The organism is Bacillus inaquosorum (assembly GCF_023238325.1).
Classification (GTDB): Bacteria; Bacillota; Bacilli; order Bacillales; family Bacillaceae; genus Bacillus; species Bacillus inaquosorum.
Genome location: NZ_CP096592.1, coordinates 1258178 through 1282065, shown reverse-complemented (window position 1 = coordinate 1282065; position 23888 = coordinate 1258178). Strand labels below are relative to the sequence as shown.

22 protein-coding genes and 2 pseudogenes are annotated in these 23888 nt (G+C 47.2%); 12 read left to right on the top strand and 12 right to left on the bottom strand.

The window, feature by feature from the left end; all coding sequences use genetic code 11:
• Positions 1 to 4: 4 nt before the first annotated feature.
• A complete protein-coding gene (gene pdxR, locus M1M80_RS06130; RefSeq protein WP_080429090.1) occupies positions 5 to 1456 on the bottom strand; it encodes a MocR-like pyridoxine biosynthesis transcription factor PdxR in 1452 nt (483 codons plus the stop codon).
• A 79-nt stretch (positions 1457 to 1535) separates the two neighbouring features.
• Between pdxR and M1M80_RS06125 the strand changes: the two are divergent.
• Positions 1536 to 2185: pseudogene (locus tag M1M80_RS06125) on the top strand (LysE/ArgO family amino acid transporter).
• Between the two features lie 49 nt (positions 2186 to 2234).
• The gene (locus M1M80_RS06120) at positions 2235 to 2744 is read left to right on the top strand and encodes a DinB family protein (RefSeq protein ID WP_060398340.1); all 510 of its coding nucleotides are present in this window, start codon (positions 2235 to 2237) and stop codon (positions 2742 to 2744) included.
• A 41-nt stretch (positions 2745 to 2785) separates the two neighbouring features.
• On the opposite strand, the gene iolX is transcribed toward M1M80_RS06120, so the two are convergent.
• The 3 genes from iolX to M1M80_RS06105 form a co-directional block, all read right to left on the bottom strand.
• Positions 2786 to 3814 (bottom strand): scyllo-inositol 2-dehydrogenase, encoded by a 1029-nt coding sequence (gene iolX, locus M1M80_RS06115; RefSeq protein ID WP_060398339.1) that lies wholly within the window; start codon positions 3812 to 3814, stop codon positions 2786 to 2788.
• 212 nt (positions 3815 to 4026) lie between these two features.
• Positions 4027 to 5040, bottom strand: a complete 1014-nt coding sequence (gene degA / locus M1M80_RS06110) for a transcriptional regulator DegA (protein WP_060398338.1) — start codon at positions 5038 to 5040, stop codon at positions 4027 to 4029.
• Between the two features lie 17 nt (positions 5041 to 5057).
• Complete coding sequence (locus tag M1M80_RS06105) at positions 5058 to 5921, bottom strand: AraC family transcriptional regulator (RefSeq protein ID WP_060398337.1); 864 nt, start codon at positions 5919 to 5921, stop codon at positions 5058 to 5060.
• 123 nt (positions 5922 to 6044) lie between these two features.
• Here M1M80_RS06105 and M1M80_RS06100 point away from each other — a divergent pair, with 123 nt between their 5' ends.
• The gene (locus tag M1M80_RS06100; protein WP_060398336.1) at positions 6045 to 7412 is read left to right on the top strand and encodes an MATE family efflux transporter; all 1368 of its coding nucleotides are present in this window, start codon (positions 6045 to 6047) and stop codon (positions 7410 to 7412) included.
• 29 nt (positions 7413 to 7441) lie between these two features.
• Here the strand turns inward: M1M80_RS06100 and M1M80_RS06095 are convergent.
• Positions 7442 to 8271: pseudogene (locus tag M1M80_RS06095) on the bottom strand (phytoene/squalene synthase family protein).
• Positions 8272 to 8352: 81 nt separating this feature from the next.
• On the bottom strand, positions 8353 to 10197 hold the full coding sequence (gene asnB / locus M1M80_RS06090; protein ID WP_060398334.1) for an asparagine synthase (glutamine-hydrolyzing): 1845 nt from the start codon (positions 10195 to 10197) through the stop codon (positions 8353 to 8355).
• Positions 10198 to 10366: 169 nt separating this feature from the next.
• Here asnB and M1M80_RS06085 point away from each other — a divergent pair, with 169 nt between their 5' ends.
• Positions 10367 to 10924, top strand: a complete 558-nt coding sequence (locus tag M1M80_RS06085) for a DUF2777 domain-containing protein (protein ID WP_019258005.1) — start codon at positions 10367 to 10369, stop codon at positions 10922 to 10924.
• Positions 10925 to 10956: 32 nt separating this feature from the next.
• On the opposite strand, the gene wprA is transcribed toward M1M80_RS06085, so the two are convergent.
• From wprA to M1M80_RS06070, 3 genes are all read right to left on the bottom strand, one after another.
• Complete coding sequence (wprA, locus tag M1M80_RS06080; protein WP_060398333.1) at positions 10957 to 13641, bottom strand: cell wall-associated protease WprA; 2685 nt, start codon at positions 13639 to 13641, stop codon at positions 10957 to 10959.
• A gap of 165 nt (positions 13642 to 13806) precedes the next feature.
• On the bottom strand, positions 13807 to 14163 hold the full coding sequence (locus tag M1M80_RS06075) for a YisL family protein (protein ID WP_003239401.1): 357 nt from the start codon (positions 14161 to 14163) through the stop codon (positions 13807 to 13809).
• 114 nt (positions 14164 to 14277) lie between these two features.
• Positions 14278 to 15183, bottom strand: coding sequence for a fumarylacetoacetate hydrolase family protein (locus M1M80_RS06070; RefSeq protein ID WP_019258003.1), 906 nt, complete (start codon positions 15181 to 15183; stop codon positions 14278 to 14280).
• A gap of 154 nt (positions 15184 to 15337) precedes the next feature.
• On the opposite strand from M1M80_RS06070, the gene M1M80_RS06065 reads away from it, so the two are divergent.
• From M1M80_RS06065 to M1M80_RS06030, 8 genes are all read left to right on the top strand, one after another.
• A complete protein-coding gene (locus M1M80_RS06065; RefSeq protein ID WP_003239404.1) occupies positions 15338 to 16261 on the top strand; it encodes a CotH kinase family protein in 924 nt (307 codons plus the stop codon).
• 142 nt (positions 16262 to 16403) lie between these two features.
• A complete protein-coding gene (locus tag M1M80_RS06060) occupies positions 16404 to 16574 on the top strand; it encodes an aspartyl-phosphate phosphatase Spo0E family protein (RefSeq protein WP_003239407.1) in 171 nt (56 codons plus the stop codon).
• A 422-nt stretch (positions 16575 to 16996) separates the two neighbouring features.
• A complete protein-coding gene (locus M1M80_RS06055) occupies positions 16997 to 17218 on the top strand; it encodes a spore germination protein (protein ID WP_003239409.1) in 222 nt (73 codons plus the stop codon).
• A 13-nt stretch (positions 17219 to 17231) separates the two neighbouring features.
• Positions 17232 to 17465, top strand: a complete 234-nt coding sequence (locus tag M1M80_RS06050) for a spore germination protein GerPB (protein ID WP_003239410.1) — start codon at positions 17232 to 17234, stop codon at positions 17463 to 17465.
• Between the two features lie 23 nt (positions 17466 to 17488).
• Positions 17489 to 18106, top strand: coding sequence for a spore germination protein GerPC (gene gerPC, locus M1M80_RS06045; RefSeq protein ID WP_060398332.1), 618 nt, complete (start codon positions 17489 to 17491; stop codon positions 18104 to 18106).
• Positions 18103 to 18285 carry a spore germination protein GerPD gene (gene gerPD, locus M1M80_RS06040; RefSeq protein ID WP_019258000.1) on the top strand — a complete coding sequence of 61 codons (183 nt, stop codon included), beginning with the start codon at positions 18103 to 18105 and terminating at the stop codon, positions 18283 to 18285. The genes gerPC and gerPD overlap by 4 nt, the downstream gene beginning before the upstream one ends.
• Positions 18278 to 18679: a spore germination protein GerPE gene (locus tag M1M80_RS06035; RefSeq protein WP_032732143.1), complete on the top strand. Its 402-nt coding sequence runs from the start codon at positions 18278 to 18280 to the stop codon at positions 18677 to 18679. The genes gerPD and M1M80_RS06035 overlap by 8 nt, the downstream gene beginning before the upstream one ends.
• 31 nt (positions 18680 to 18710) lie before the next feature.
• Positions 18711 to 18929 (top strand): spore germination protein, encoded by a 219-nt coding sequence (locus tag M1M80_RS06030; protein ID WP_003239412.1) that lies wholly within the window; start codon positions 18711 to 18713, stop codon positions 18927 to 18929.
• A gap of 36 nt (positions 18930 to 18965) precedes the next feature.
• Here the strand turns inward: M1M80_RS06030 and hlpB are convergent, their stop codons facing one another.
• From hlpB to sbcD, 3 genes are read right to left on the bottom strand one after another with little or no spacing between them, the layout of a single operon-like run.
• A complete protein-coding gene (hlpB, locus tag M1M80_RS06025) occupies positions 18966 to 19268 on the bottom strand; it encodes an HNH nuclease-like protein HlpB (protein WP_060398331.1) in 303 nt (100 codons plus the stop codon).
• Between the two features lie 13 nt (positions 19269 to 19281).
• The gene (gene sbcC, locus M1M80_RS06020; RefSeq protein ID WP_060398330.1) at positions 19282 to 22674 is read right to left on the bottom strand and encodes an exonuclease subunit SbcC; all 3393 of its coding nucleotides are present in this window, start codon (positions 22672 to 22674) and stop codon (positions 19282 to 19284) included.
• Positions 22671 to 23846 (bottom strand): exonuclease subunit SbcD, encoded by a 1176-nt coding sequence (gene sbcD / locus M1M80_RS06015; protein WP_060398329.1) that lies wholly within the window; start codon positions 23844 to 23846, stop codon positions 22671 to 22673. Before sbcD ends, sbcC begins: the two co-directional genes overlap by 4 nt.
• Positions 23847 to 23888 lie beyond the last annotated feature (42 nt).

Sequence of the window (23888 nt, the reverse complement as noted above, 5' to 3'; positions counted from 1 at the left end):
AAGCTTAGGACATCAGGCGGCGGGCTGTACAGGCTGCCGCTTTAATGCCTGTTTCCAAATCCGCAAGAGATGCATAGGAATATGACAGCCTGATGCTGTTTCGGTCTTCGCTGTCATAAATGGAACCGGGGTTCACCAGCACCTGTTGTATCAGCAATTCATGAAAGAAACGGCTGACAGGCAAGGTTTTGTGAAATGTAACCCAAATATAAAAGCCTCCGGCGGGAATCCGCCACGTCGCGATGTCCCCTGCATACTGCTTAAGAAAATGAAGCGCCGCGTCTCTCCTTTGTTTTAGCACCCTCCGTATCCTTGTCAGATGCTCTTCATAATACCCCTGTGACAGCCACTCGGCAGCCGCCCACTGGGACAGGCCGCTCGATCCGTAGTCTGTCTGCATTTTAATGTCTGCCAGCCTTTCAATGACCGGCTCCGGTCCGACAAGCCAGCCGATACGAAGGCCGGGGCTCACTGTTTTTGAAAAAGTGCCCAGATACAGAATATTGCCTTCATGATCCATTGCTTTTAAGGGCTGCGGCGGTTTTTCTTCAAACCATATATCACCGTATGCATCATCCTCAATGATCGGCAGCTGCTCTTTTTTTGAAAGGCTGATGATCTCTTTCCTTCGCTGTTCTGACATGACAATGCCTGTCGGATTATGAAACGACGGAATCGTGTAAAGCAGCTGTCCTCCGTATTGTTTTCGATAAGAAGAAACAAGCCCCGCTTTGATACCTGCTTCATCCATCGGCAAGCCGCGAAGCCGCATCCCCGCTGATTGAAACACATGCAAAGATTGAAGATAAGAAGGTTTTTCAGTCAAAATGACAGAACCTCGTTTCAGAAGCCCGATCGAGATGAGCTGAAGCGCCTGAAGCGCGCCGGACACAATTAAAATCGCTGACGGTGACACATGGATCTGCTTTCCTTTTAAATGCTCCGCCACCGCCTCCCGCAGCTGACGGTTTCCTTTCGGCTGCTCGTACCCTAAAGACAGAGCGTGCGGATTGATCTGCTGAAACATCCGGCGCATTGTATCAGCAGGCAGCAGATCCGGTGAAAGCTCTCCTGTGCCTAATCTGATGATATCCGTTCTTGGTTCGTTTTCATTTATATCCTGAATGATAGAAGAATTAGGGTGATGAATTCCTGAACGGACGTAATCGCTCCAATCGAGCGGAGGCTCAGCGGCCAGCACGCTCCAAGTACTGTTTACAACCTTCGTGCCGCCTCCTCTCCTCCCCTCTAACAGGCCTTGAGACGTGAGTTCATCAATGGCTGCTGTCACTGTGCTGCGGTTGACTTGAAACATGTCGGCCAGCGTTCTCTGTGAAGGGATTTTCGTCCCTACAGCCCACTCTCCGTGAAGAATTTTGTCTTTCATGTATTGTTCAATCTGCCGATGCAGCGGAATATCCGAATCTCGGCTTGGCTGCCATTGCGACATAGTCATGCCCCCTTTTTTCACATTATACATTTGGCTGGTTCCTAACCCAACCAAATGGCCGGAGACATGATAGAAAATCTCCCTTATGATTGAAACAACAGATGTGAAGGGAGTTTTTTCAGCATGAATGCAATCATCCACGGAGTTGTGCTAGCGTTTGGCTTGATTTTGCCGCTGGGAGCGCAGAATGTGTTTATTTTTCAGCAAGGAGCGTGGCAAAGGCATATTTGGCGGGCACTTCCCGCCGTCATCAGCGCTTCTGTCTGCGATACCCTGCTCATTGTGTCAGCGGTTGCTGGTGTATCTGTCATTGTGCAGCAGGTGCCTATTTTTGAAACGGTAATGATGGCCGGAGGATTTTTATTTCTCCTCTATATGGGCTGGGTGACATGGAACAGCCGTCCGAAAGCAAACCAAAATGAGAAAAATACGTTCACAGCTAAAAAACAAGCTGCGTTTGCGGCCGCCGTTTCTCTATTAAATCCACACGCTATTCTGGACACGATCGGTGTCATCGGCACAAGCTCACTCCAATATTCTGGGCTTGAGAAGTGGCTCTTTATGGCTGCCTGTGTCACTGTCTCTTGGTTTTGGTTTATCAGTCTTGCGATAGCGGGCCGGCTGTTTCAGACGATAGATACGAGCGGCAGGCTTATGCTGATTGTAAACAAATGCTCTGCAGTGGTGATGTGGGCAGCAGCAGGATATTTCGGGGTATCACTCTTCAGCAATTGAAGGAATAACAATTGAAACAGCGAATGTCTTAGAAAAGGAGGCAATGCTAATGACTGATGCAAAACAGTTTTATGACTACCATTCTTGGGCAAACAAGCGAATATTTAACCATATCGAAAACCTGCCGGAGGAAACTGCTTATCAAGAAGTAAAGAGCGTATTCCCTTCTGTCAGCGACGTGCTGCTTCATATGTGCAGGGCTGACTACATTTGGCTGAACGTTCTTTCGGAAGTTGCCTACCAAGAGATCATAGACAGCGTAGGCAAATTCGAGTCCGCGCAAGGTGATATGGCAGCGATTAAACAGCATGCTTCCGAGTTGGAGGCACAGTATCATGATTTCTTCAGCCGACAGATAGACTTAGAACAGACCTTCTCAATGAAACATCCGAAACTCGGGACACTGGAAACAACCTATGCAGACATCATCCTGCATGTCGTCAATCACGGCACTTATCACAGAGGGAACGTGACTGCAATGCTGAGACAGCTTGGCCATTCAGGCGTTCCTACTGATTATATGTACTATTTATATGAAAAGAGAGAAAGCAAGGGTTAAGCTGCCCTTGCTTTTTTGATCGGAATAAGAATTAACAACGCTTACAAACCGGTGCAAGCACGCTTCACATCCAGCTGTACGGGCCTGCCGCTTCGATACGAATTGGTCGCGGCAATGCCGACTTCTAAATTGATCGTTGCATCGACATCCGTCACGATCGGCGTTGTTCCATTCCGGACACACTCGGCAAAGTGCTGCAGCTCTAAGCAGTAGGCTTCATGAAAACGAGTTTGAAAGTCTGGGATAATATCATAGCTGCTCCCTTTCGCCGACAGGATGGTCACATGTTGATTTCTCAATGTCCCTATGAAAATACTGCCCTCTGTCCCAATAACTTCCGCCCGGATGTCATGTCCGTATGGAGAGGTTCTGCTTGCCTCGACATCTCCCGCTGCGCCGGAGTCAAATTCTATATACGTCAGCGCCTGATCCACATCGCCGTACTGCTCCATAAACGGGTTGTTCAAGATCCTGCCGTGTCCCGAAACAGAAGTGATCTCCGCACCGAGCAAATATCGGGCAATATCATAGTCATGGATAGAGCAGTCAATAAAGATCCCGCCGCTGTGTTTGATAAACTCTGCGGGAGGCGCTCCTTGATCGCGCGTAAAACCTTTATAATAGATGGGTTTGCCGATTTCCCCAGCGTCGATCCGCCGTTTGGCATCTGCGTACGCGGGATCGAACCGCCTCATAAAGCCGACTTGGCAAATAACACCTGTCTCTTTCACTTTTTCAGAAACTGCTTTTGATTCCTCAAGGCTTAATGTCAGTGGTTTTTCAACGAAGATTTGCTTACCGTTCTCCGCTGCTTTGATGATCATATCGCCATGTGTGCTTGTCGGCGTTACGATAATGACAGCGTCAATGCCGGGATCTTCTAACAACTCGTATGGGTCCTCTGACCATTCTTCGATACCGAATTCTCTGGCCACCTGCTCCGCTCTCCCTTTCAACGGGTCACCGACACTGACCAGTTTTGCCCCCGGAACACTGGTGACGAGATTTTTCGCATGATAATAACCGAGCCTTCCTAACCCCAATACTGCGCATCTTACTTGATGTTCCACGTCCCATCCTCTCCTTTATCTCATTTCAGGATCGCTTCGAGAAAGCGCTTTCTATTACCAGCTAAAAAAACAGCGGTTCAATCCGCTTTAACACGTTGCGCAAGCGCTTTCCCAAAAGATGATTTCATTTTACACCGCCTCTTGTTAACACGCAATATGTTTTTTAGCTAGCTTCAACTGTCAAAACGAAAAGAACCCGCTCATTTGCGGGCTCATGTTTTGAGTGGTGCTGTAGAAAGTCTGACCACAAGCTCAGGCGGCAGCACTATTTTTTGTTTCGTCTTTCGTTTTCCTTCGATTGCTTCTGCCAGCAGTTCGATGACGCTCCGCCCCATATCTTTAATCGGCTGGGCCACGGTGGTCAGGGGCGGGGCAGCCATTTCTGCAAGTATCGTGTTATCAAAACCGATGATGGAAAGGTCATCGGGCACTTTTATGCCTCTTATTCTCGCAGCTTGTATGGCGGCGCAAGCCAATACGTCGTTGAAGGCAAAAATAGCCGTTGGGGCATTCTTGTCCAGCAATTTTCCCGCTTCTTCCTTGCCGCTTTCCAAAGAAAACCGCGTCGGGATGATAAGCGATTCATCGACAGGCACGCCCGCTTCCTCCATCGCCTGACGGAAGCCTTTGATTCTGTTTTTTTCACCCGTCGTTGACCCATCTCCAATAATGCAGGCGATGTTCGTGTGGCCGAGTGACAGAAGATGCTTGGCAGCCTCGTACCCGCCACGAACGTCATCCATCACGACAATATCCATCGGAAGCAGCGGCTTATCCTGAGAAATCATGGCAAGCGGAATGTGCTCGCTGGCGATTTCCTCCAAAGCAGACATGCTGCCATGATTCTCAATTCCTGTCGCAAAAATAATCCCGTCCACCTTTTTCTGCCTCAGCACTGAAAAATATTTCGTTTCTTTTTTCGGATCGTAATCGGTGCTGCAAATCATCATTTGAAAACCGAGCTCATCCGCTCTTTCCTCAATGCTTTTGGCAAGTTCACCGTAAAACGGATTTGAAATATCAGGCGCCACGAGAGCGATCATATTCGTCCGTTTTCCCGTTAACGCCGCGGCGTGGACATTGGGCGTGTATGCCATTTCCTTCATGACATTCATCACCTTCTGCCGCGTTTTGCCGCTGATTCTGCCAGTATTGTTAATGACACGCGACACAGTTGTGATCGAGACCCCCGCCGCCCTTGCCACATCGTAGATTGTTGTTTTCATGTTCATCCCTCGTCTGGTTATTGAACTTTCCGGCTGACAATTTTCCGGTATTCAATTGGTGAAATGCCTTCTATCTGCTTAAAGAGTTTTGAAAAGTATGTCGGGTCTTCCATTCCGACCGTTTCCGCAATGACGCCCATTTTATCATTTGTAGAGGATAAAAGGCGCTTCGCTTCTGTCATTCTCACCCGGTTCGTGTATTGCGCCGGTGTGACGCCGAGCACCTGCTGCATGCAGCGGCTCACATAATCCTGATTATAGTGAAGGGCGAGCGAGAGATCCTTAATTGTCGTCTTCTCCTTAAAATGCTCCTGTAAGTACCGTGCCGCCTCCCAGGCAACCCGCTCTTTTGCAGACGGAATTTGAAACGCCTCTTTCTGAAGATGCAGCATCAGTTCCTCAAATAAGATTTGCTTTCTAAGCGGCAAATCGGAGTTTTCCGCAGAGTAATCGATGAGCCTTTCAAACTGCTGCGCCATAAACTGCGGGCGCTGCACCTTGCCTTTTCTCGGCAAAGCAAGTCCGTAGCGGGCCGGCTCCTCGAAGCTCCCTTTTTCCTGCTGAAGCTCAGACCAGTTGCTCCCTCCCTTTGCCGTAAATTCATATCGATGTTCATCAAAGTGAAGCCAATAATAGGAGGTTGCTTCATCACTGCCCTTCGTCCCATAGTGTTCAAGACCGGGAGAAAGCAAGATGTACTCGCCGCCTTCAACAGAGAACGATTTTTCATTTTCCGTTATATAAAGCGTTCCCTGCTTGACGTATATCAGATCAAATACAGAAAAAACGCGCTTCACATGGGTTTCTCCCTTTTTAAAAACCCCTTCTCCGGCTGCAATAAATACCGGAAAAGGCGGGACTGTAAACAGGATGCGAGGCATTTTGATCATCCTCCTTATTAAGTCGGATTTTTGCAAGAAGTATCGTTTCTCTCCCTTTTTATTATAAGGAAATGGAGGTACACTTTAAAACGTTGATTTTATTTACGAAAGGGGTTAGACACTATGAAACAAGCTGTCTTCAAATCAACTGCTTTGAAAAAACCCGCTGACAAATCGTTCTCATTATTTTCGCTTACTTGGCCGATCTTTATTGAGGTCTCATTATATATGTTTATGGGTAATGCCGATACACTCATGCTCAGCCAATACTCAGATAACAGCGTGGCAGCGGTCGGCGTCAGCAACCAGATTTTGAATTTAATTATCGTGATGTTCAGCTTTATCGCAACAGGAACGACTGTGATCATTTCACAATTTTTAGGGTCACGGCAAAAGAAAGAAGCCATGGAAGTCGCTTATGTGTCAATCGGCGCCAACTTCTTCATCAGCCTTGCCATCAGCGCCGTCGTCTTTTTCGCGGCTGTCCCTCTGCTTCATATGATGGGATTATCAAACGAGCTGATGCCTGATGCGAAGGTCTTTTTACAAGTTGTCGGAGGTCTGTCCTTTATTCAGGCTTTAATCATGACATTCAGCGCGATCTTAAAAAGCTACGGCTACACAAAAGATACAATGTTTGTCACAATCGGCATGAACATTTTAAACATTGCCGGAAACTTTGTTGTGATTTTCGGTCTGTTCGGCTTTCCTGTTCTCGGCGTCGCCGGTGTGGCCATGTCTACATCCATCGCCCGCGTCATCGGATTAATCGCGATGATTGTCATTGTCAACAAACGCATCCAGCTGAAGATGTCATTGAAAAAAGTCTTTCATATGCATAAAGACCATTTGCGCAAGCTGCTGAAAATCGGCATCCCTTCTGCGGGAGAACAGCTTTCATACAACCTTTCGCAAATGATTGTCACTTATTTTATCGCCATCATGGGTGCGCAGGCTTTGACAACAAAAGTGTATACGCAAAATATTACGATGTTTATTTTGCTGTTCGGCACTGCAATCAGCCAGGGCACGCAAATTTTAATCGGCCGCTATATCGGCGGCAAACAGTTTGATGCCGCGTATGAGCGCTGCATGAAGAGCTTATATTGGGCACTCGGAATTGCTGCGGCCACATCGGTTTTGATGACGATCTTTTCAAAAGACCTGATCGGCATCTTTACACAAAGCCCTGATATTATTGCGACTGCGAGCCTTTTGATTGCCATGACAATTATCCTTGAACCGGGCCGCTCATTTAATGTCATTATCATTAACTCCCTGCGTGCCGCGGGGGATGCGAAATTCCCGGTTTACATGGCAATGATTTCGATGTGGGGCATCGGCCTCCCGCTTGCTTATCTATTCGGCATCCACCTCGGTTTCGGTCTTGCCGGCGTTTGGATTTCCTTTATTGCGGACGAATGGGTCCGCGGAATCTTAATGTACAGAAGATGGCGCTCCCGTATCTGGATTCAAAAAGGAATGGCGTAACACCCGGCTCAATAAGGCCGGGTGTTTTTTTATATGTCAGACAGAATCCGCTTCACTTCATTCTCTGTGAGGGCGTATTGATGTTGAAATACATTATACTGCTCCGCCCGGATTTTTTCTAAAACAGCCCGGTACAAATGAAGAGCGGCTTTCACCGTTTTTTGCGAATATAACGGAAATAGCGGCAATGCATCCAGACACTCCTCAAGATAGGCTTCCGCTTCAAAAGCGATATACTCCCATGTCATGGTAAACGCCTTATTCACGACGCCATTTTGAAGGTCGTCCTCTGTATATCCAAATTGCTGCATCACCTGCCGGGGGATGCGGTTTTTTTGCTGTTGGTCCGTGCCGATATCTCTCAGAAGCCGAATCAGCTGAATCGCTAAACCGAGAGAGCCGGCTGCATGTGTAAGCTGTTCCTGATGCCGGCGCGCCATAGTCGGGAGAAGCATCAATCCGGCCGAGCCGCCCGTCTGGTATGCGTGCATGAGCAGTTCATCAAGGCTTTCGAACGGTTTATCTTCCGCTTTCTGTGCGGTAATGAACTCACGGAATGGCTCGCTGTCCAATGTAAAGGTCTGATACGCGTGGCTGAAAGCCATCCACAAAACATGATTCCCGTTATATGTCCCGGAAAAAACATGCTCAGCCTCAGCTTCAATGGCAGATAACGCCTTCTCATCCGCATTGGCTGCCGTATGGCAAAACGCCATAACCGCCCAAGCTGCCTGCCTTTGCTTCAGCGGGAGAAACGAGAATGCTTTGTAACAGGCTGGTTCGCGGGCGCTGACGATCTGGCCGCATTGCTGATAGACTTCTTTTATCTCTGTCATTTCTTTTCACTCCTATGTATCACTGCTTCTTCAAGTCTATTATGTTTTCTCGCAATTGTATATGAAGAAAAAGCCGATTCCTTTGCGCAGAATCGGCTTTTTCTTTATCCCTCATCAATATCAATGCGATACGCTTCAAACCATGTATGAATTTGAGCAAGGTGGGCGATCAGCTGAGGCCCCTTCATGAGCTGCCCGAACCATGGAACCTTGAAGGAGGAGCCTTCCGTTTCTAAGAGCTGATCCAATTGTTTTCTATCGAGCAGGGTATGGAGCACGGAGTCCTTTTGGCTTCTGATCGTTTTCAGCCATTCGCTGACGCCTTTTGTATATTCCGGGTGGTGTGTTTTCGGATACGGGCTTTTTTTGCGATACAGAATGTCATCAGGCAAAATGCCCTCGAGCGCTTTACGGAAAATGCCTTTCTCCCGGTTGTCATGCATTTTCATTTCCCACGGGATATTCCAGACATATTCCACGAGCCGGTGATCGGCGAACGGCACCCGCACTTCAAGGCTCGCCCCCATGCTCATCCGGTCCTTGCGATCCAAAAGATTCGTCATAAACCAAAGCATATTTAAATAGAACAGCTGTCTTCTTGCTTTGTCCACACCCGTTTCTCCGTCTAATAATGGCGTTTCTGCCAAGGTTTCTTCATATTTGGCATTTACGTATTCTTTGAGATTCAATTTGTTCTGCCACGAATCAGAAAGCAGCTTGATCCGCTCCTCCGTCGACCTCATCCATGGGAAGCCCGACTCAACGTCTGCCATATGGAACCACGGATACCCGCCGAAAATCTCATCCGCGCACTCTCCCGACAGGCTGACGACAAAATCCTTTTTGATTTCCCGGCAAAACCACAGCAGAGACGAGTCGACATCAGCCATACCAGGCAAATCTTTGACCAGCACGGCTTCCTCCAAATGATCGACGAGATCTTTTTGGCTGATCACGCATTTGTGGTGCGTCGTGCCGAAGGCCTCTGTCATTTTTTCAATCCATGGTCCGTCATCATTGGGCTGAAAGGCACTCGCTTGAAAAAATTTATCGTTCTCTTCGTAATCAATCGAATAAGTATGAAGCGGTGCTTTCCCTTCCTTTTCAAAATGGCCTGCCGCGATCGCAGTAATGGCGCTTGAGTCCAGTCCGCCTGATAGGAATGTGCAAACCGGCACATCCGACACAAGCTGCCGCGTCACCGCATCCTGAAACAATGATCTGACATTGGCAACAGTATCACCAAAACCATCCGTATGTTTTTCGCTTTGGACATTCCAATAACGCCAAATATTCAGCCCGTCTTTGGAAAACGTCAGCGCATGGGCCGGCCGGACTTCTTTTATGCCTTTAAATACGCCGGTGCCCGGGGTTCTGGACGGCCCAAGCCCGAAAATTTCAGAAAGTCCTGTTCTGTCCACCCGTGCTTTTATATCAGGGTGTGCAAGGATCGCTTTGATTTCCGACCCGAAGAGAAAAGAAGAGCCTTGCTTCGTATAAAAAAACGGCTTCACGCCGAGACGGTCTCTCGCCGCAAACAGCAGATCGCGCTTTTCATCCCACACAGCAAAAGCAAATATGCCATTGAGATGGTCTACACAGTCTTCCTGCCATTCAATGTAGCTGTGCAGCAGCACCTCGGTATCTGATGTCCGCTCGAACTGATGGCCCCGCGCCCGCAATTCTTTGCGCAGATCTTCCGTGTTATACAGCTCGCCATTATAAATAATGGTGTACGTATTTCCTTTAAAGGTGCATGCCATCGGCTGGCGTCCGCCTTCTATATCAACGACCGCAAGCCTTTTATGTCCGAATAAAACATGGTGCTCCCCCCAAACGTTAGAATCATCAGGCCCCCGTTTGGAAAGAGTGTCTGTCATTCTGTTGATCGTTTGTTTTTCCTGGACGAGCTGCTTTTTAAAATCGACCCAACCCGTAATTCCACACATGTGATATCAGCTCCAATCCCGTTTCTTTCGTAACAATTTCGTTTCTTTCAGCACCTTAGTAAGTTTATGCATCTATAGGCAGATAGTTGATTTGTCCATAAAAGAGTTGTATGGGACAGGCTTGAATTGGATAGAAAGGAGAGGAAAGAAGAAAAAGGAGACAGCATGTATGAAACGGAAACAATTGATATATACAGAGGAACGAAAGTGGGAGTACGGCACCATCCTCATCGAAGACGGCATCTGTTTAATCGAAAACGAGGAAGGCGATATACTGCTGGCGGACAGTCTCCATCACAGCCCAATCTGGATACAGCATAAAGGAAAGTGGGAGCAGGCCGGCTTTCAGGATCAATTGATTCTGGCATGCGGTGAAGAAAACATCACCCTTTCCGGCGGAGAACGCATCCGCTATGAAAAATCAGTCAAGCGGCCGCTCATGGCGCTTTTAGATTCGCTTGATGACGAAACCTTTCTCGCATTTTTGCAGCACTTGCACAGCTTCGGCTTATCGGTATTCGATTGTGTGTTTTCTTATAATAAAGGCGTTTTTTCGAATATTTCGGAGGAGCAGGGTGTTTCTTTTTATCACTTTTCAAATGACACCGCCCAATGCGCGGTGCAGCATCACTACAGCAGTGAAGGGACGGGAGACCGATTCGAATGGACGGCTTCAAATGGAAAGCGATCCATTATGTATTCAGCGGTCCAGCGGGGGCGCAAATAAAAAAAGCGGTGCAGGAAGGCACCGCTTTTTGATTACTTTTCAACAACAACTTTTACATCCTTGCTTTCTTTTTTGTCTGTATCAGCAGCCGTGACGTAAAGCACCGTTCCGGCTTTTTGTTTTTTGATTTTCACCGTGAACGTTCCTTTCGCGTCAGCTTTGGCAGAAGCAATGACTTTCTTTGATTTGTTTTTCACTCTGATCGTTGCCTTGCTGTTCGCCTTCCCTTTCACTGCCGTATCTTTCGTTTTCACAGCATTTACTTTCGGTGTGCCGGAAGGTTTTCCTTTGACGACGACAACTTTATAAGATGTTTTCGCATCGCCTTTTGTTGCTTTCACATACAAGACTTGATCTTGTTTTTGAGTCGGGATATTGACCTTGAACTTACTGTCTTTTCCAGCTTTGGCGCTGCCGAGTTTTTTCTTGCCGTTCATCACCTCGATCAGCGTGCCTTCCTTCGCACTTCCTCTGACGGCTGTTTGTGTGCTTTCAAGCTTGTTGACCTTGAGCTGTACATCAGCTGCGCTGACAGCCTTCATGACATTCAGCCGCCCGTAGCCTGAGTGCCAGTCTATTCCAGGCGTCTTTGGAATGTCAATCGGATCGCCATTATCGTCATACAATTCCTCTTCCCCGCCATCGACGCTTTCAAAGGAAATATCGTCCGCCGTCTTTTTCAAAATATCCTCTGCTTCTGTTCTTTTCAGCTTAGGGTTTTGAGCAAACAGCAATCCTGCAGCAGCGGCAGCATATGGCGTCGCCATGGAGGTTCCGCTCATGTACGTGACATTCCCGTTCGGCACTAAGCTAGGGATATCAGACCCTGGAGCAGAGATATCCAGACCTTTTCCATAGTTAGAGAAATCCGCGGTCATATCCATGCGGTTCGTTGCTCCGACTGACATCACATATTTAGATGAAGCAGGATACGATAAGAAATTGGCTCCGTCATTCCCGCTGGCTGCGGCAATTAAGACATTTTTGTCAGCAGCGTATTTCAAAGCAAATTCAATCACGCGGCTGTAGCCTCCGCCTAAGCTTAAATTAATCACCTTTGCTCCTTTATCAGCAGCATATTTGATGCCGAGAGCAATTTGTTCAGTATCTCCGGCTCCTGTGGAATCAAGCACTTTTACCGGAATAATTTTCGCTTTGGCGTTCAAACCAGTCATTGAATAACCGTTATCGCTTTGGGCAGCAATAATGCCGGCGACGTGCGTCCCATGCCCCTGGTCATCCATTGCGTTGTTATTCCGGCCGACAAAATTACGCCCGAGATCGGTTCTTACTTTTCCTTTTAAATCAGCAAGCGTGCTGTCCACACCTGTGTCTACTACCGCAATTAATGTATCGTTGAGCTTGCGTTTAGACAGCAATGTGCTGGCAGGCTCGTATTTCACATCCGCATTTTTTATTCCGCCGTTATCACCATTGTTTTTAAGCGGCCATTGGTACGGGTATTGAATATCCTTTGACAGGCTTTTGTATTCCTGTACAGGTTCTGCAAACTCTACGTTAGACATCTTGGATAATGTCGCAGCAGCGCTTTTCACCCGTTTTGCGCTTGCCGTATATGTGCCGTTTTGTTTCTCATCTTTCGGCAGTTCAAATGAGTAGAGATTGTCAAACAGTTTCTTTGCCTTTTTCACATTAGAAATGTCTTTTTTCGATTGCGCGCTTGCAGAAAAGCCCTTCATTTCGTTATGTACTGACGAGAGGCTTTTATTGTCTTTCACCTTGAAAATGACCTTTGTTGTCTGAACTTCACTTTTTGCCGCAATATTGTTTTCTGTTAACACTGCTCCTGCTGTTTTGCCTTGCAGCTGCTTGATATTTAATCGTTCCGCCTGTATCTTTATCTCCTCTTTAAGGAAAGACGGGACTGATTGTAAAGCTTTATCGTATAGCCGGTTGATTGCCTTTTGATCCTTTTCAGTAATCTTATATGAAGATGACACACCGTTTTCTGACACATCATCAAACAACGGCTTTAATGTCACAAGATCCTGATAAATTTCATTTCTCGCTGTTTTATTGAGTGCGAGCTTTGCCACGATAAACGGCGCCGCTTTGTAGTAAAGGCTAGTCAGCTCTTTGCCTTCTGCTGTTTGGCTCAGCTGCTCATCACGTATCGCTCTCAGCTTGTCCAGGATGCTTTTTCCCGATTTTTTCTGATCGACACTCATTTCCACCGGACAAGCTTCTTCCTCTTCTAAATCTGACGGCTGCTTTTTGGTGCCTTTATATCCAATCGTATACTTGGCTTCCGCAGCTGCTTCTGCCGTTCCGCCGTCCTCTGGTTCTTCATCACCAAGATATTCAACTTTTACATAGTAAGGGCCGCTCCACGCGTATGGAAAATTGATTTCGCTTTTTCCATCCTCCGCTGTGTAAGAACGGTACATCTCAAACGTTTCATCTTTAAGCGCTTTTTCCATACTTGGATATACAGATACATTCAGTGCTGAATCACTCTTTACGGTCAGTGCCATATGTGAATGATTCTGAATATCCACTTTTCCCGGAGTCACTTTGTACCATTTCACCTGTTCCGGTTCCTTCATGGTGCCTGTCTGTTCTTTGCCGTTTTCCAGAGCCGCCGCCTGATCGATCGCACCGGCCGCTGCCGCTTTGGTTCCCGGAGAAAAAAGGCTGAAGATCAGTGCAAAAATAAGCACTGCCGCCACAAACGAGCTGAATTTTTTGCGTTTCATGATATCCCTCCTGCAAAATATTGAATCTACTTGAAGGTATCATAATTTCATAGGACGAGATACCGCTTACAGGGAATTTTAAGGTTATTTTAAATAATTTGGAATATAAGGGGGAAAATATACAAAAACCCGACTCTATCATAGAGCCGGGTTCGCGTTTTTCTATTAAAACAATCGAAAACCGATTGGCAAATGCAGGCCAAGCAGCACTGTCAGCACAAGTACAATGACGAAGCCGATCCATAAGCCTCCGGTTGATTTGTCTTTTTTCTTGCGGATGAGGAGCATTTCCATCAGGCCGATGGTGATAATGCCGAGAATCATTTTTCCGGCGTATTCTCCGTTCCAGTTGGCGAAACGGACAAACAGCTCAGCTCCTGTCAAAATAATAAGGATATAGAATAACCGCAGAATCATATGAGTGATTTTTGCGCCCTTCGCACTTTGTGACGAATACAGCGAGTAGCTGACAAAAAGCAGAATCAGCGCTACCACCCATGTTGTAATATGTAGGTGTGTCATATATGTTCCCCCTATCAGATAAATTACCCCACTTATAGTACCATGAACTTGTCCTCTGCCACAAAGATAGACTCAGAAAAAACGGGCGGGTCCGAGTCCGCCCTCCTGTTTGATTCAGCCGATTTGGTTTGACAGCGTTCCGATCGGGTCAATCGTAATGTCGATTTTGTCACCTGACCGCAAGAATTTTGGCGGATTAAATCCCTTTCCGACACCGGATGGCGTACCGGTTGCAATGATGTCTCCCGCTTCAAGCGTCATCCCCTTTGAGAGGGTTTCAATTAATTCTGGAATGGAAAAGATCATATCGCTCGCCGATCCCGATTGGCGCAGCTCGCCGTTGACTCTCGTTTCAACCTTGAGGCGCCCAGGCTCCTGAATCAATGATTTATGTACAAGCACGGGTCCCATCGGACATGTCGTATCCAGGCTTTTTCCGATAAAAAACTGCTTATGCCTTTTTTGCAGATCACGCGCCGTGATATCATTCACAATCGTATATCCGAAAATATGGTCATATGCGTCTTCTTTTGATATGCGAGTGCCGCTTTTTCCGATGACGACAGCAAGCTCTCCTTCATAATCGAGCTGAGAGGTGACCTCTTCATGGCTGTTTACAATATCACCATGCCCTGTAACCGTTACTGGCGATTTTGTAAACACCATCGGATGCTCCGGAATGTCAGCCTCGCTTCCCATTTCAATCGCGTGGTCCCTGTAGTTTTTGCCGATGCAGATGACATTTTTTGACGGCTTAGGAATAGGTGCATGAAGCTTCACCTCAGATAATGAATAAATAAATGACCCCAGCTCATCATTCGGTTTCTTTGCCCACTCTGCCAGCTGCCTTGCATGCGCAACGAATTTATCCCCTTCTGCGATACATTCAATCAGCGATCCCGGAATCGTCTCAAGTTCAAACAATTTTTTTTCAGCCTTTTGCAAATCCATAATTTTATCATCATCAATGATCAGGCCGACAAATATTCGGTTGTAAAGTTCCCCTGTCGCAAATTTCATGTTATTCCTCCATCATCTTTTAAATCAGAATGCTCCTTCATGTATTCTCTGTCGAATGCAGAAATCCCTTTTTCTCGTGTCCGTTTTCATTTCGTTTCGGGACGGGCTTGCTGTACATATCATACAAATGGCGTTTTGAGGAGGAGGAAAGAATATGGAGAACATACACTTATTTTTTCATCGGCAGCAGCTGAATAGAAAAGGAGCTGCCAAGGGGCTTTTGGTGACAGACCGATCAGTTTCTCCCATTCTTCTCACACAGCGTGACAGAGCGGAAAAGGCATCCTATGAAATCAGCTGGGAGAAGTCTCTGCTTGGTGAAAACACACTTTTTTTGAATGCGGAACAGGATGATCCGTCATTGATGCGGCGCAGGCTCGCCTATTGTTTTTTTGATCAGATCGGCGTTCCTGCTCCCGCTGCCTCGTACAGCTTTCTGACCATCAATGGCCAGCCAGAAGGCATTTATTTGAGCATCAAGAACCATCTGCTAGCCGATAGGGCAGGTTACCAAGTGAAGACCGCCGATCCCAGGGTTCCGCTGTCCGTTTTCAAAGATGGATCTGCCGCGTTCTTACATGAATTTCTCATGCTGATCCGTACAGCTGGAGATGACGAATTAGCTGAGCGCATTAAAATGTATTTGGATGTCAAACTGTTTTTTCTGTGGCTGATCGGCAGCGCCTGCACCAATCAAGGCTTTTATTACACATTGTGTTTAAACGAATCCGGCCGGCTTCACGTTTCCCCGATAGAGACCAGATCGCTTGCCGCACACGGAAGATCTGACGAAGACCCTCTGCTGACTAAAGGGCAGACGCTCTCGTCAAGGCTTCTTTCCATTCCCGCCTTCCGGTCGCAATATCACACGTTAATGAAAAACGTGCTGAACCGGTCGTTTACAATTGAACGATTGTCTCCTTTCATCAGAGATTGGCATCTTGACATTTGTCAAAAGGCTGATGATGATCCATTCATAAAAAAAAGCCCCTTGCAATTCGAAAAGGAGCAGACAAATATACTTAGAGAAATAGAGGAGCGGCAGGACTTTTTGCAAGCACACTTAGCAAGACTATAGTCCTTTCTTCCATAAAAAAGCGCAACAAAAATTGTCGCTTTTTCAGTCAAATTGACGAAAGGCAACCTTTTCAGCAAAAATAGGTTATACTAACGATATCCTGTATTTATCAAAATAAAATTCTAGAATTGGAGATCGTGTAATGAACAGTAAAATTGAAGAAATGAGAATCACACTAATTGAAACAGCACAAAAATACGGCATGAATTCAAAGGAGACGATTCAATGCAGCCAAAAGCTGGACAGTCTGCTGAACAGCCGAATTAAAGAAGAAATGATTTTTGGGGGATATCCTGAAAACTCCCGTATGTGAATCATTTTCTATAACGATTTGAATACACCACATGTAACTCCGCTTTTTGCTCAGCACTTCAGGGATATACCTCAGGGCGAGAATGTGCCCGCCCAAAAAACGGATACCGCAGCACGACATACTCCAAAAAGCATTTCCCACACGCAAAAACACCATAGAAACTGAAACAAAAATCACGCAGGCGGATAGCGGCATCCATCGCCGCTTTTCCGCTCAGTTTATTCAATACCCGCTTTTGAAATGTTTAAACATAACGGTCCGAAAAATGCGATCGCTTACATTTGAAGCCGATATGTCCCCTCTAATTTTCTCTCACACATATGTGCGTTTGTCATAAGCTATCGTGAATAGCCCAATTAAAATCAAATTCTATTTATACTTTACCTGCCTTTTTTCAATATTTCAACAAAGGATGTGCTCGTATGCCGGCCATTGTCGGAGCGTTTAAAATTAATGCGATTGGTACGAGCGGAGTCATTCACATCGGGGACTGTATTACGATTTCTCCTCAGGCCGAGGTCAGAACGTTTGCCGGTGCGGGCAGTTTTAATACCGGTGACAGCCTCAAGGTGATGAATTACAAAAACGCGACGAATGTGTATGACAACGATGCAGTTGATCAGCCGATCGTAGGGAATGCGTAAAGGAGTGTGCTTCATGAACTTTTATATTAATCAAACCATTCAAATTAACTATCTCCGGCTGGAATCAATCAGCAACTCCTCCATTCTGCAAATCGGAAGCGCCGGGTCCATTAAATCGCTTTCTAACCTGTACAATACAGGCAGCTATGTAGAAGCGGCCCCCGAGGTTTCCGCTCAGGGGGAGCCAGTTGAATTAGATGAGCCCGATACAGGAACATTGGTCCCGCTCCAGCCTCCTGGCCGTTAATCATATGAAAGAGGTGAAAGAACATGTATGATCAATCTGTTTCCTCTTACTTGCAAAACTTGAATTCCTTCGTTCAGCAGCAGGCGCTTCATATTCAGCAGCTCGAACGGCAGCTGAAAGAGATTCAAGCTGAAATGAATACGATGAAACAGCGGCCGGCCACTACCATTGAGCGTGTGGAGTATAAATTTGATCAGCTGAAAATCGAAAGGCTCGACGGGACATTGAATATCGGTTTAAATCCGACAGACCCGAACAGCGTCCAAAATTTTGAAGTCAGCCAAACGGCACCTGAAATCGGGATGATGCAGCAGGAAGAGAGCGCCCAGCTCATGCAGCAGATCCGCCAGAATGTCGACATGTACTTAACCGAGGAAATCCCAAATGTGCTGGAGCAGCTTGAAAATCAGTATGACAGCAGGCTTGACGATACAAACAGGCATCATGTCATTGAAGACATCAGAAAACAAATGGACAGCCGGATTCACTATTATATGTCCCATATCAAAAAAGAAGAAAACACACCGCCTAAACAATATGCAGAACATATCGCTGAGCATGTGAAGCGTGACGTGATCCGTGCTGTAGAACATTTTCTTGAACATATCCCATCCGAAATGAAAGGAGATGAGCAAGCATGATCTTTACAGTCATCAACCGCAACCTGGAAGTCGGGGATATCCGGATGAATGGTGTATCCAGCTCCTCTGTTTTCCACATCGGAGACACTGAATCTATCTATCTTTCTTCTATTTTCGATACGCCGCCTGAATCTCTTATCATCGGGCCGTTTGCTCCGCTGCCGTCAAATAATGCTTAAGCGTATTTCCCGCATCAGACTGATTAAATTTAACTCTCTTGGAATATCAAGTGTGTTTCAAGTTGGCGATACAAACGAAATCGATATGAAGATAAAAGTACTGGCTGTTCAGCGCTCGCTTTCAACGTTTTATGAAAATGAAGGTTCATTTAACAGAAAGGAGTACCAGATCTTTCAGCAGCAGGCAGTGAAGCCGATTCCCGAAACAGGTGTACAAAGCGCATTTTGCCACGAAGTGCCGGTCATTCATGTACGCAGCATCAAAATTCAAGGGGTCTCATCCTCTTCTGTTTTTCATGCGGGGGCGGCTTCGCATGTCCGCGGCGATGCGAGAATCAAACATATTAGACAGATTCAGTCACCGCGCTCACAATCGCCCGCCAAGAGCATATAATAAACAGAGACTTCGATAAAGGGTGTCGTTTATGCCAGCAATTGTCGGGCCTATAGCTATCAATTCCATATCGGGCGGAGTCGTAAACTTTGGTGATTCCTTTTACCTTTCTCCGAAAAGCTCTTCAAAATCTGCGCTCGGTTCGGGAGCAGGAAACACGGGAGATTTCCTTCTATTAAACAATGCAATCAACGCGACAAATTATATAGACCCCGATGTCAGTGATCAGGATATGGTTGGAAATGGATAAAAGCAGCCGCTCTGCAAAGAGAGGGCTGCTTTTTGGTCATTTTTTCTTCTTTCGTTCATTTGATTTCTTTGTTTTGATCAGCTTCTCAGGCGGCTGTTTTCTGATCCAGCTGACAAACCGGGCAAGCTGCGGATCGCTTCTGAGTTCATCTATTCCGTTTAAGCGAACCGCAAGCTCTTGATTTGTATATAAGGCATGAATCTGTTTATGGCAAGGAATACAGAGAATCGCTGTCGGCAGGAACGTTCCGCCTTCTTCCTTCGGTGTGAGATGGTGCTCTGTCAGCTGGACATCGCTTCGGCCGCACAGCTCACATATTCCGGCAGTCTGCTTTGCCATATCCGGTCCTCCCTTACATCAACTCAAGTGATACCCGTGTACCGCGGCCGCTCGGTTCAGCCGGATGGACGATCAGCTTTTTCGGAAGCCGCGCCCGCAGTTCCTGCACATGGCTGATGACACCGACAGACAGATTGTCTGACTGCAGTTTTTCTAAGGCTGTCACAACCGTATCCAGCAGATCTTGATCGAGGGTGCCGAACCCTTCATCTAAGAAAAAGAACTGGAGCGGGTATTCTCCGCGAAGCTGGATCTGCGCAGACAGCGCAAGAGCGAGAGAAAGCGAGGTGAGGAAGGTCTCTCCCCCAGATAAGCTGGATACCGGGCGTTTGACGCCCCCATTCGCGTCATCCCGCATCACGAACCCGCCTTCTGAATCCACTTCAATGGCATAGCGCTGTCTCGTCAGCATGCCAAGTCTTGCTGACGCGTCCCGCGCAACGCTTTCAAGCTGCTCCTCAGCTAAAAATTCGACGAAGGTATTGCCTTTAAACACAGCTTGCAGCTTATCCAGCCTGTCGATATGTGTTTGCCATTTTTTCAGTTCAGCTTCAATTTCGTTAAACCGTTTATGATGATCGCGAATGACGGCAAGTGCTTTCGCTGCCGCGCCTTTTTCCTCTATAGCAGCGCCAAATGCGTCCTCTGCTTCTTGTAATGCCGTAACGGTTTCGCTCCATTCGCTCTCTGATAAGGCTCTGCCGGCAAGTATCTCTGCTACACGTTTTAAGTTTGCAGCATTTTGCTTCAGTTTATCCATAAACTGGTCTATGCTGGCTTTCATCTTTTCAAGCTCATCGGCTGGAATGAGACTTTGCTCCACCTCTTCAGTCCGGGTAAAGCAGGTGCTTTTCGCATGCTCAAGCCAATCGGCTTTCGCTTTTTCCAATCTGCCCTTCGCCTCCTGCAGGGTGAGCTCGCTTGCTGAAGCGCGGCTTTTCGCCTGATTGAGTTTCATCTGGGCGTTTTGCAGTTCTTCATATAAAGATTGCTCTTTTTCCTTTAACAGCTTTATATCCTGCTGGACAGAGCGGAGTTTGATTTCGATCGAATCTCCTTTTGCGTAATCTCCGAGTTCGTGCTCATAATCCGCTATCACGCTCTTGATGCGTTCAGCCGCATAATGAAGCTCCAGCTTTTCCCGCTCAAGCTGATGCCCCGACTCCCGCAGCTTTTCTTTTTGTGCTTCATGCTCAGCAAGAAATGCGATGCTGCGCTCAATTCGTTTCTCGCATTCTTCTGCAGCCCGGTCTTTTTCTTCAATGGCTTGCTGCCATTTTTCCGCTTTATCCACAGCTTCATCCTGAAATGCTTCTTTAAACATGTTCAGGCGGCTGTCCATTGAGGACTGAAGCTCGGCGATGATGTTTTCAATGCGGTCAGCCTCTCTTTTTTCAAAACCGATTTTTTCATTAAGCTGCTCGGCTTTTTTTAAAGACTCCTGATAGGCACTGATCATTTGTGCCATTCGTGTTTTAACAGAAAGAATGTCCTGTTTGACTCGTTTCCATTCAATGTTGGCATGATCGAATGCATCATGCACCGGCAGATTTTCGTAAGAAGCTGCTGCTTCAAGGTTCTGCGCTTGAATCGTTTGCAAAAATGTGCACTGTTCAATAAAGCGCGCGGACTGTTCTTCAAGAGTGATTTTAGCTGAAAGAATCTCCTGGCTGAGAGCTGCCGCTTCCGTCAGCAACACATCTGTCTGTTTGATGTCCTCTTCAAGATTGCTGTCGAGCTCATATGTTTCATGTGCTGAGGCCGACGGATCATGATGGGTTGAGCCGCAGACCGGACAAGGTTGTCCGGCGGTCAGCTTTTCGGCTAACTCTTTTGTCAGCAGTGCCACCCTTGCTTTTTCACGCTGCGAGTGAAGCGCGTGTTGTCTTTTTCTAGCCCGGTCAGTCATATTTGTTAATGACCGTTCCGTCTCGCATACCAAATGGTACACGGTTTGTACAGCCTCATATGCCTGAATGATGTTGTTTTTTTCAGCTTCCATCTTTTGAACGAGTGTGTTCTTCTCCTCATGCATCTTCTGCAGCGCAAGATTCAATGCGTCACTTCGTTTTTGCTCTTTTGTGATTTGCTCCTCAGTTTGTCTGATGTGCAATACCATTTCTGCGGCCTGCTGACAGCTTTTTCGCTCATCAGAAGTCACCTGCAGGGATTTAAGCTGCTGCTTTAATTCCGTCTGCCTGTTTTGTCCCCGTGTCAGACGGTCTGTTACAGTCTCCAATTCATTCATGACAGATTGAAGAGCTTCTTCTTTCTGCTGGAGTTCAGCCTTTTTGCGAGCTTCCTCTTGCTTGGCCTCGCTCAGTTTGATTTCGATCTCCTGCAAGCGGGAAAGCTGTTCCTGCTCAGTTAAAAGCTCAGGCTCTTTCTCGCTTTTATGCCGGCGCCATGCTTCATACTCTTCATGTTTTTGATGAAAGAAACCTGTCCGGTCTGCTAACTCTTTTTGAGCAAGCGTTTGTTCCTTTGCAGCTTTCTCCTCATGCTGGATCGCTTCTGCGTATCGGTCCGCATAAGGCTTCAGAGCGGCGGCTGTTTCTGCTTCCAGCAGGCGCTTTTGCAAGCTGTCTACGTGCGGCTGTTCCTCTTCGAGACGTTTTTTCTCTTCTTCGTAAGAGGATTTTTCCTTTTGGACATTCCAAATCTCCTGATGCTCCGTAAACCGCTCCTTTGCCTGATCACGATTCTTCTTCATCGCTTCCAGCCGGGCTTCAGCTTGTTCGAGAGCCTGTTCCGCCTGCTCAACCGCTTCCGAGCTCGCCTCCCCGAGACCGGACTGTTCAGCAAGCATTTCATTTTTTCTGGCATTGGCTTCCTGCGCCTGCCGTCTCAGCTTTTTCACAAGCCGGTCTCCATACTGCTCCAAATTAAATAAACGCTGAAGCATATGTCTGCGCTCCGCCCCTTTTAAAGACAGAAATTCAGCAAATTTCCCTTGCGGCAGGACCACCGCTCTCGTAAAGTCATCGATCGTCAGCCCCAAGAGCTCCTCCACTCTTTTATTCACTTCGCTGGCTTTATCAGCCAGCACCGTATGCTCATCCTTGATTTCGATAAAGCGGCAGAGTGCCGTTTTCACCTTCATTTCATCGGTTCTCTTAAACACGCGCTCGACTTTGTAAGAGATTTGATGATTCGTCTGAAGCGCAAAGGTAAAGGAAACAGACAGCGTATCTTCCGCATGGTTTAAGATCCCGTGGGTATTATTCGCCGCCCGCTCCACCTTTCCGTATAAAGCAAGCGTCATTGCGTCGAGGATGGAGGATTTACCGCTTCCTGTCGGGCCGAAAATGCCGAAAACACCGGCACCGGAAAGGCCTTCAAAATCTATCGTCTGCTCCTCTCTAAAGCTGTGGAGCCCCTTAATGCTTAAGGCGATCGGCTTCATTTCGCATCCTCCTCTTCAACGCCTGATGCAAGCTCTAAAAACAGCTTCACCATTTCTTCATCCGGCACCGCGCCGCCAGTTTGTTTTTCATAAAATTTCTTAAAGCGGTCCTCGATCGACACATGCTTAACCTCGATCCGTTCCCGGTCTTTGTTCTGTTCTTCATAAACCGGCCTGATATGGATAAAGCCCGGGTGCGCCTTCCTCAGCCTATGAATTTCTTCAAGTGACAGCTGGTCCGCCACACGAATTTCAAGGTCAATCCAGGCATTCTGATCTCTGCCTTCATCCAGCCAGCTGTACACCTCGCTTAAGCCATTTGCCGCTTTCCACTTCACAAGAGGCTTGCCGCTTGATAATAAAACCTCATTCCAAGAGACCTCTTCCCCCGGTTTTGCGTCCACGATTGTCACTGATTTGGCGTAGCCCGCTTCAGAAAAGCTGTAGGCGAGCGGAGATCCTGAATAACGCGCAAGGGTACGCGCCCGCTTGATCGTTTGCGGGCGATGCAAATGGCCGAGCGCCACGTAAGCCGCATCCGCCGGCAGGCTTTCAGCAGCCACGGTATAAGCGCCGCCGACTTCAATTGGCCGCTCTGAATCCGTTTGGTTTCCGCCTGCGACATAAATATGGCTGGCGGCAACCTTCACTGCGTCTTTGCGGAATCGGCTTGTCATATGCTCAAACGCCTGCCTGATTTTCACGTCATAATGATCACGGAGCAGCTTTTCATCAAATGTATCGGAAAGCACTTCATTTAACCGCGCTTCAGATGGGTACGCCAGTGCTCCGACAGCCAAAAGCTCCCCAGTTGAAGGCACTTCAATATGAAGCGGTTCTGTTGTCGGATAGCCGATTAAATAAATGCCGTTTTCATGTGTCAGCGGTGAAGCGGCGGACAAACGGTCAGGATTATCATGGTTTCCGGCAATGACAACAATCGGGCGCTTCCCCCTGTCACTGAGCGCAGACAGGCTTTCATAAAACAGCTGCTCGGCTAAAGCCGGCGGGTTCACGGTGTCAAACGCGTCCCCCGCCATTACAATGGCATCGACCTGCTCTTCCTTTACAATCGTATTCAGTTCATCAAGCACATCGGCCTGTTCACTCAGCCTGCTTCTTCCTTCAAGTGTTTTTCCAAGATGCCAGTCAGCCGTATGTAAAATCCGCAAATGCTTTCACCTCTCTTTTGTATAGAAAACGAGATCCGCTCC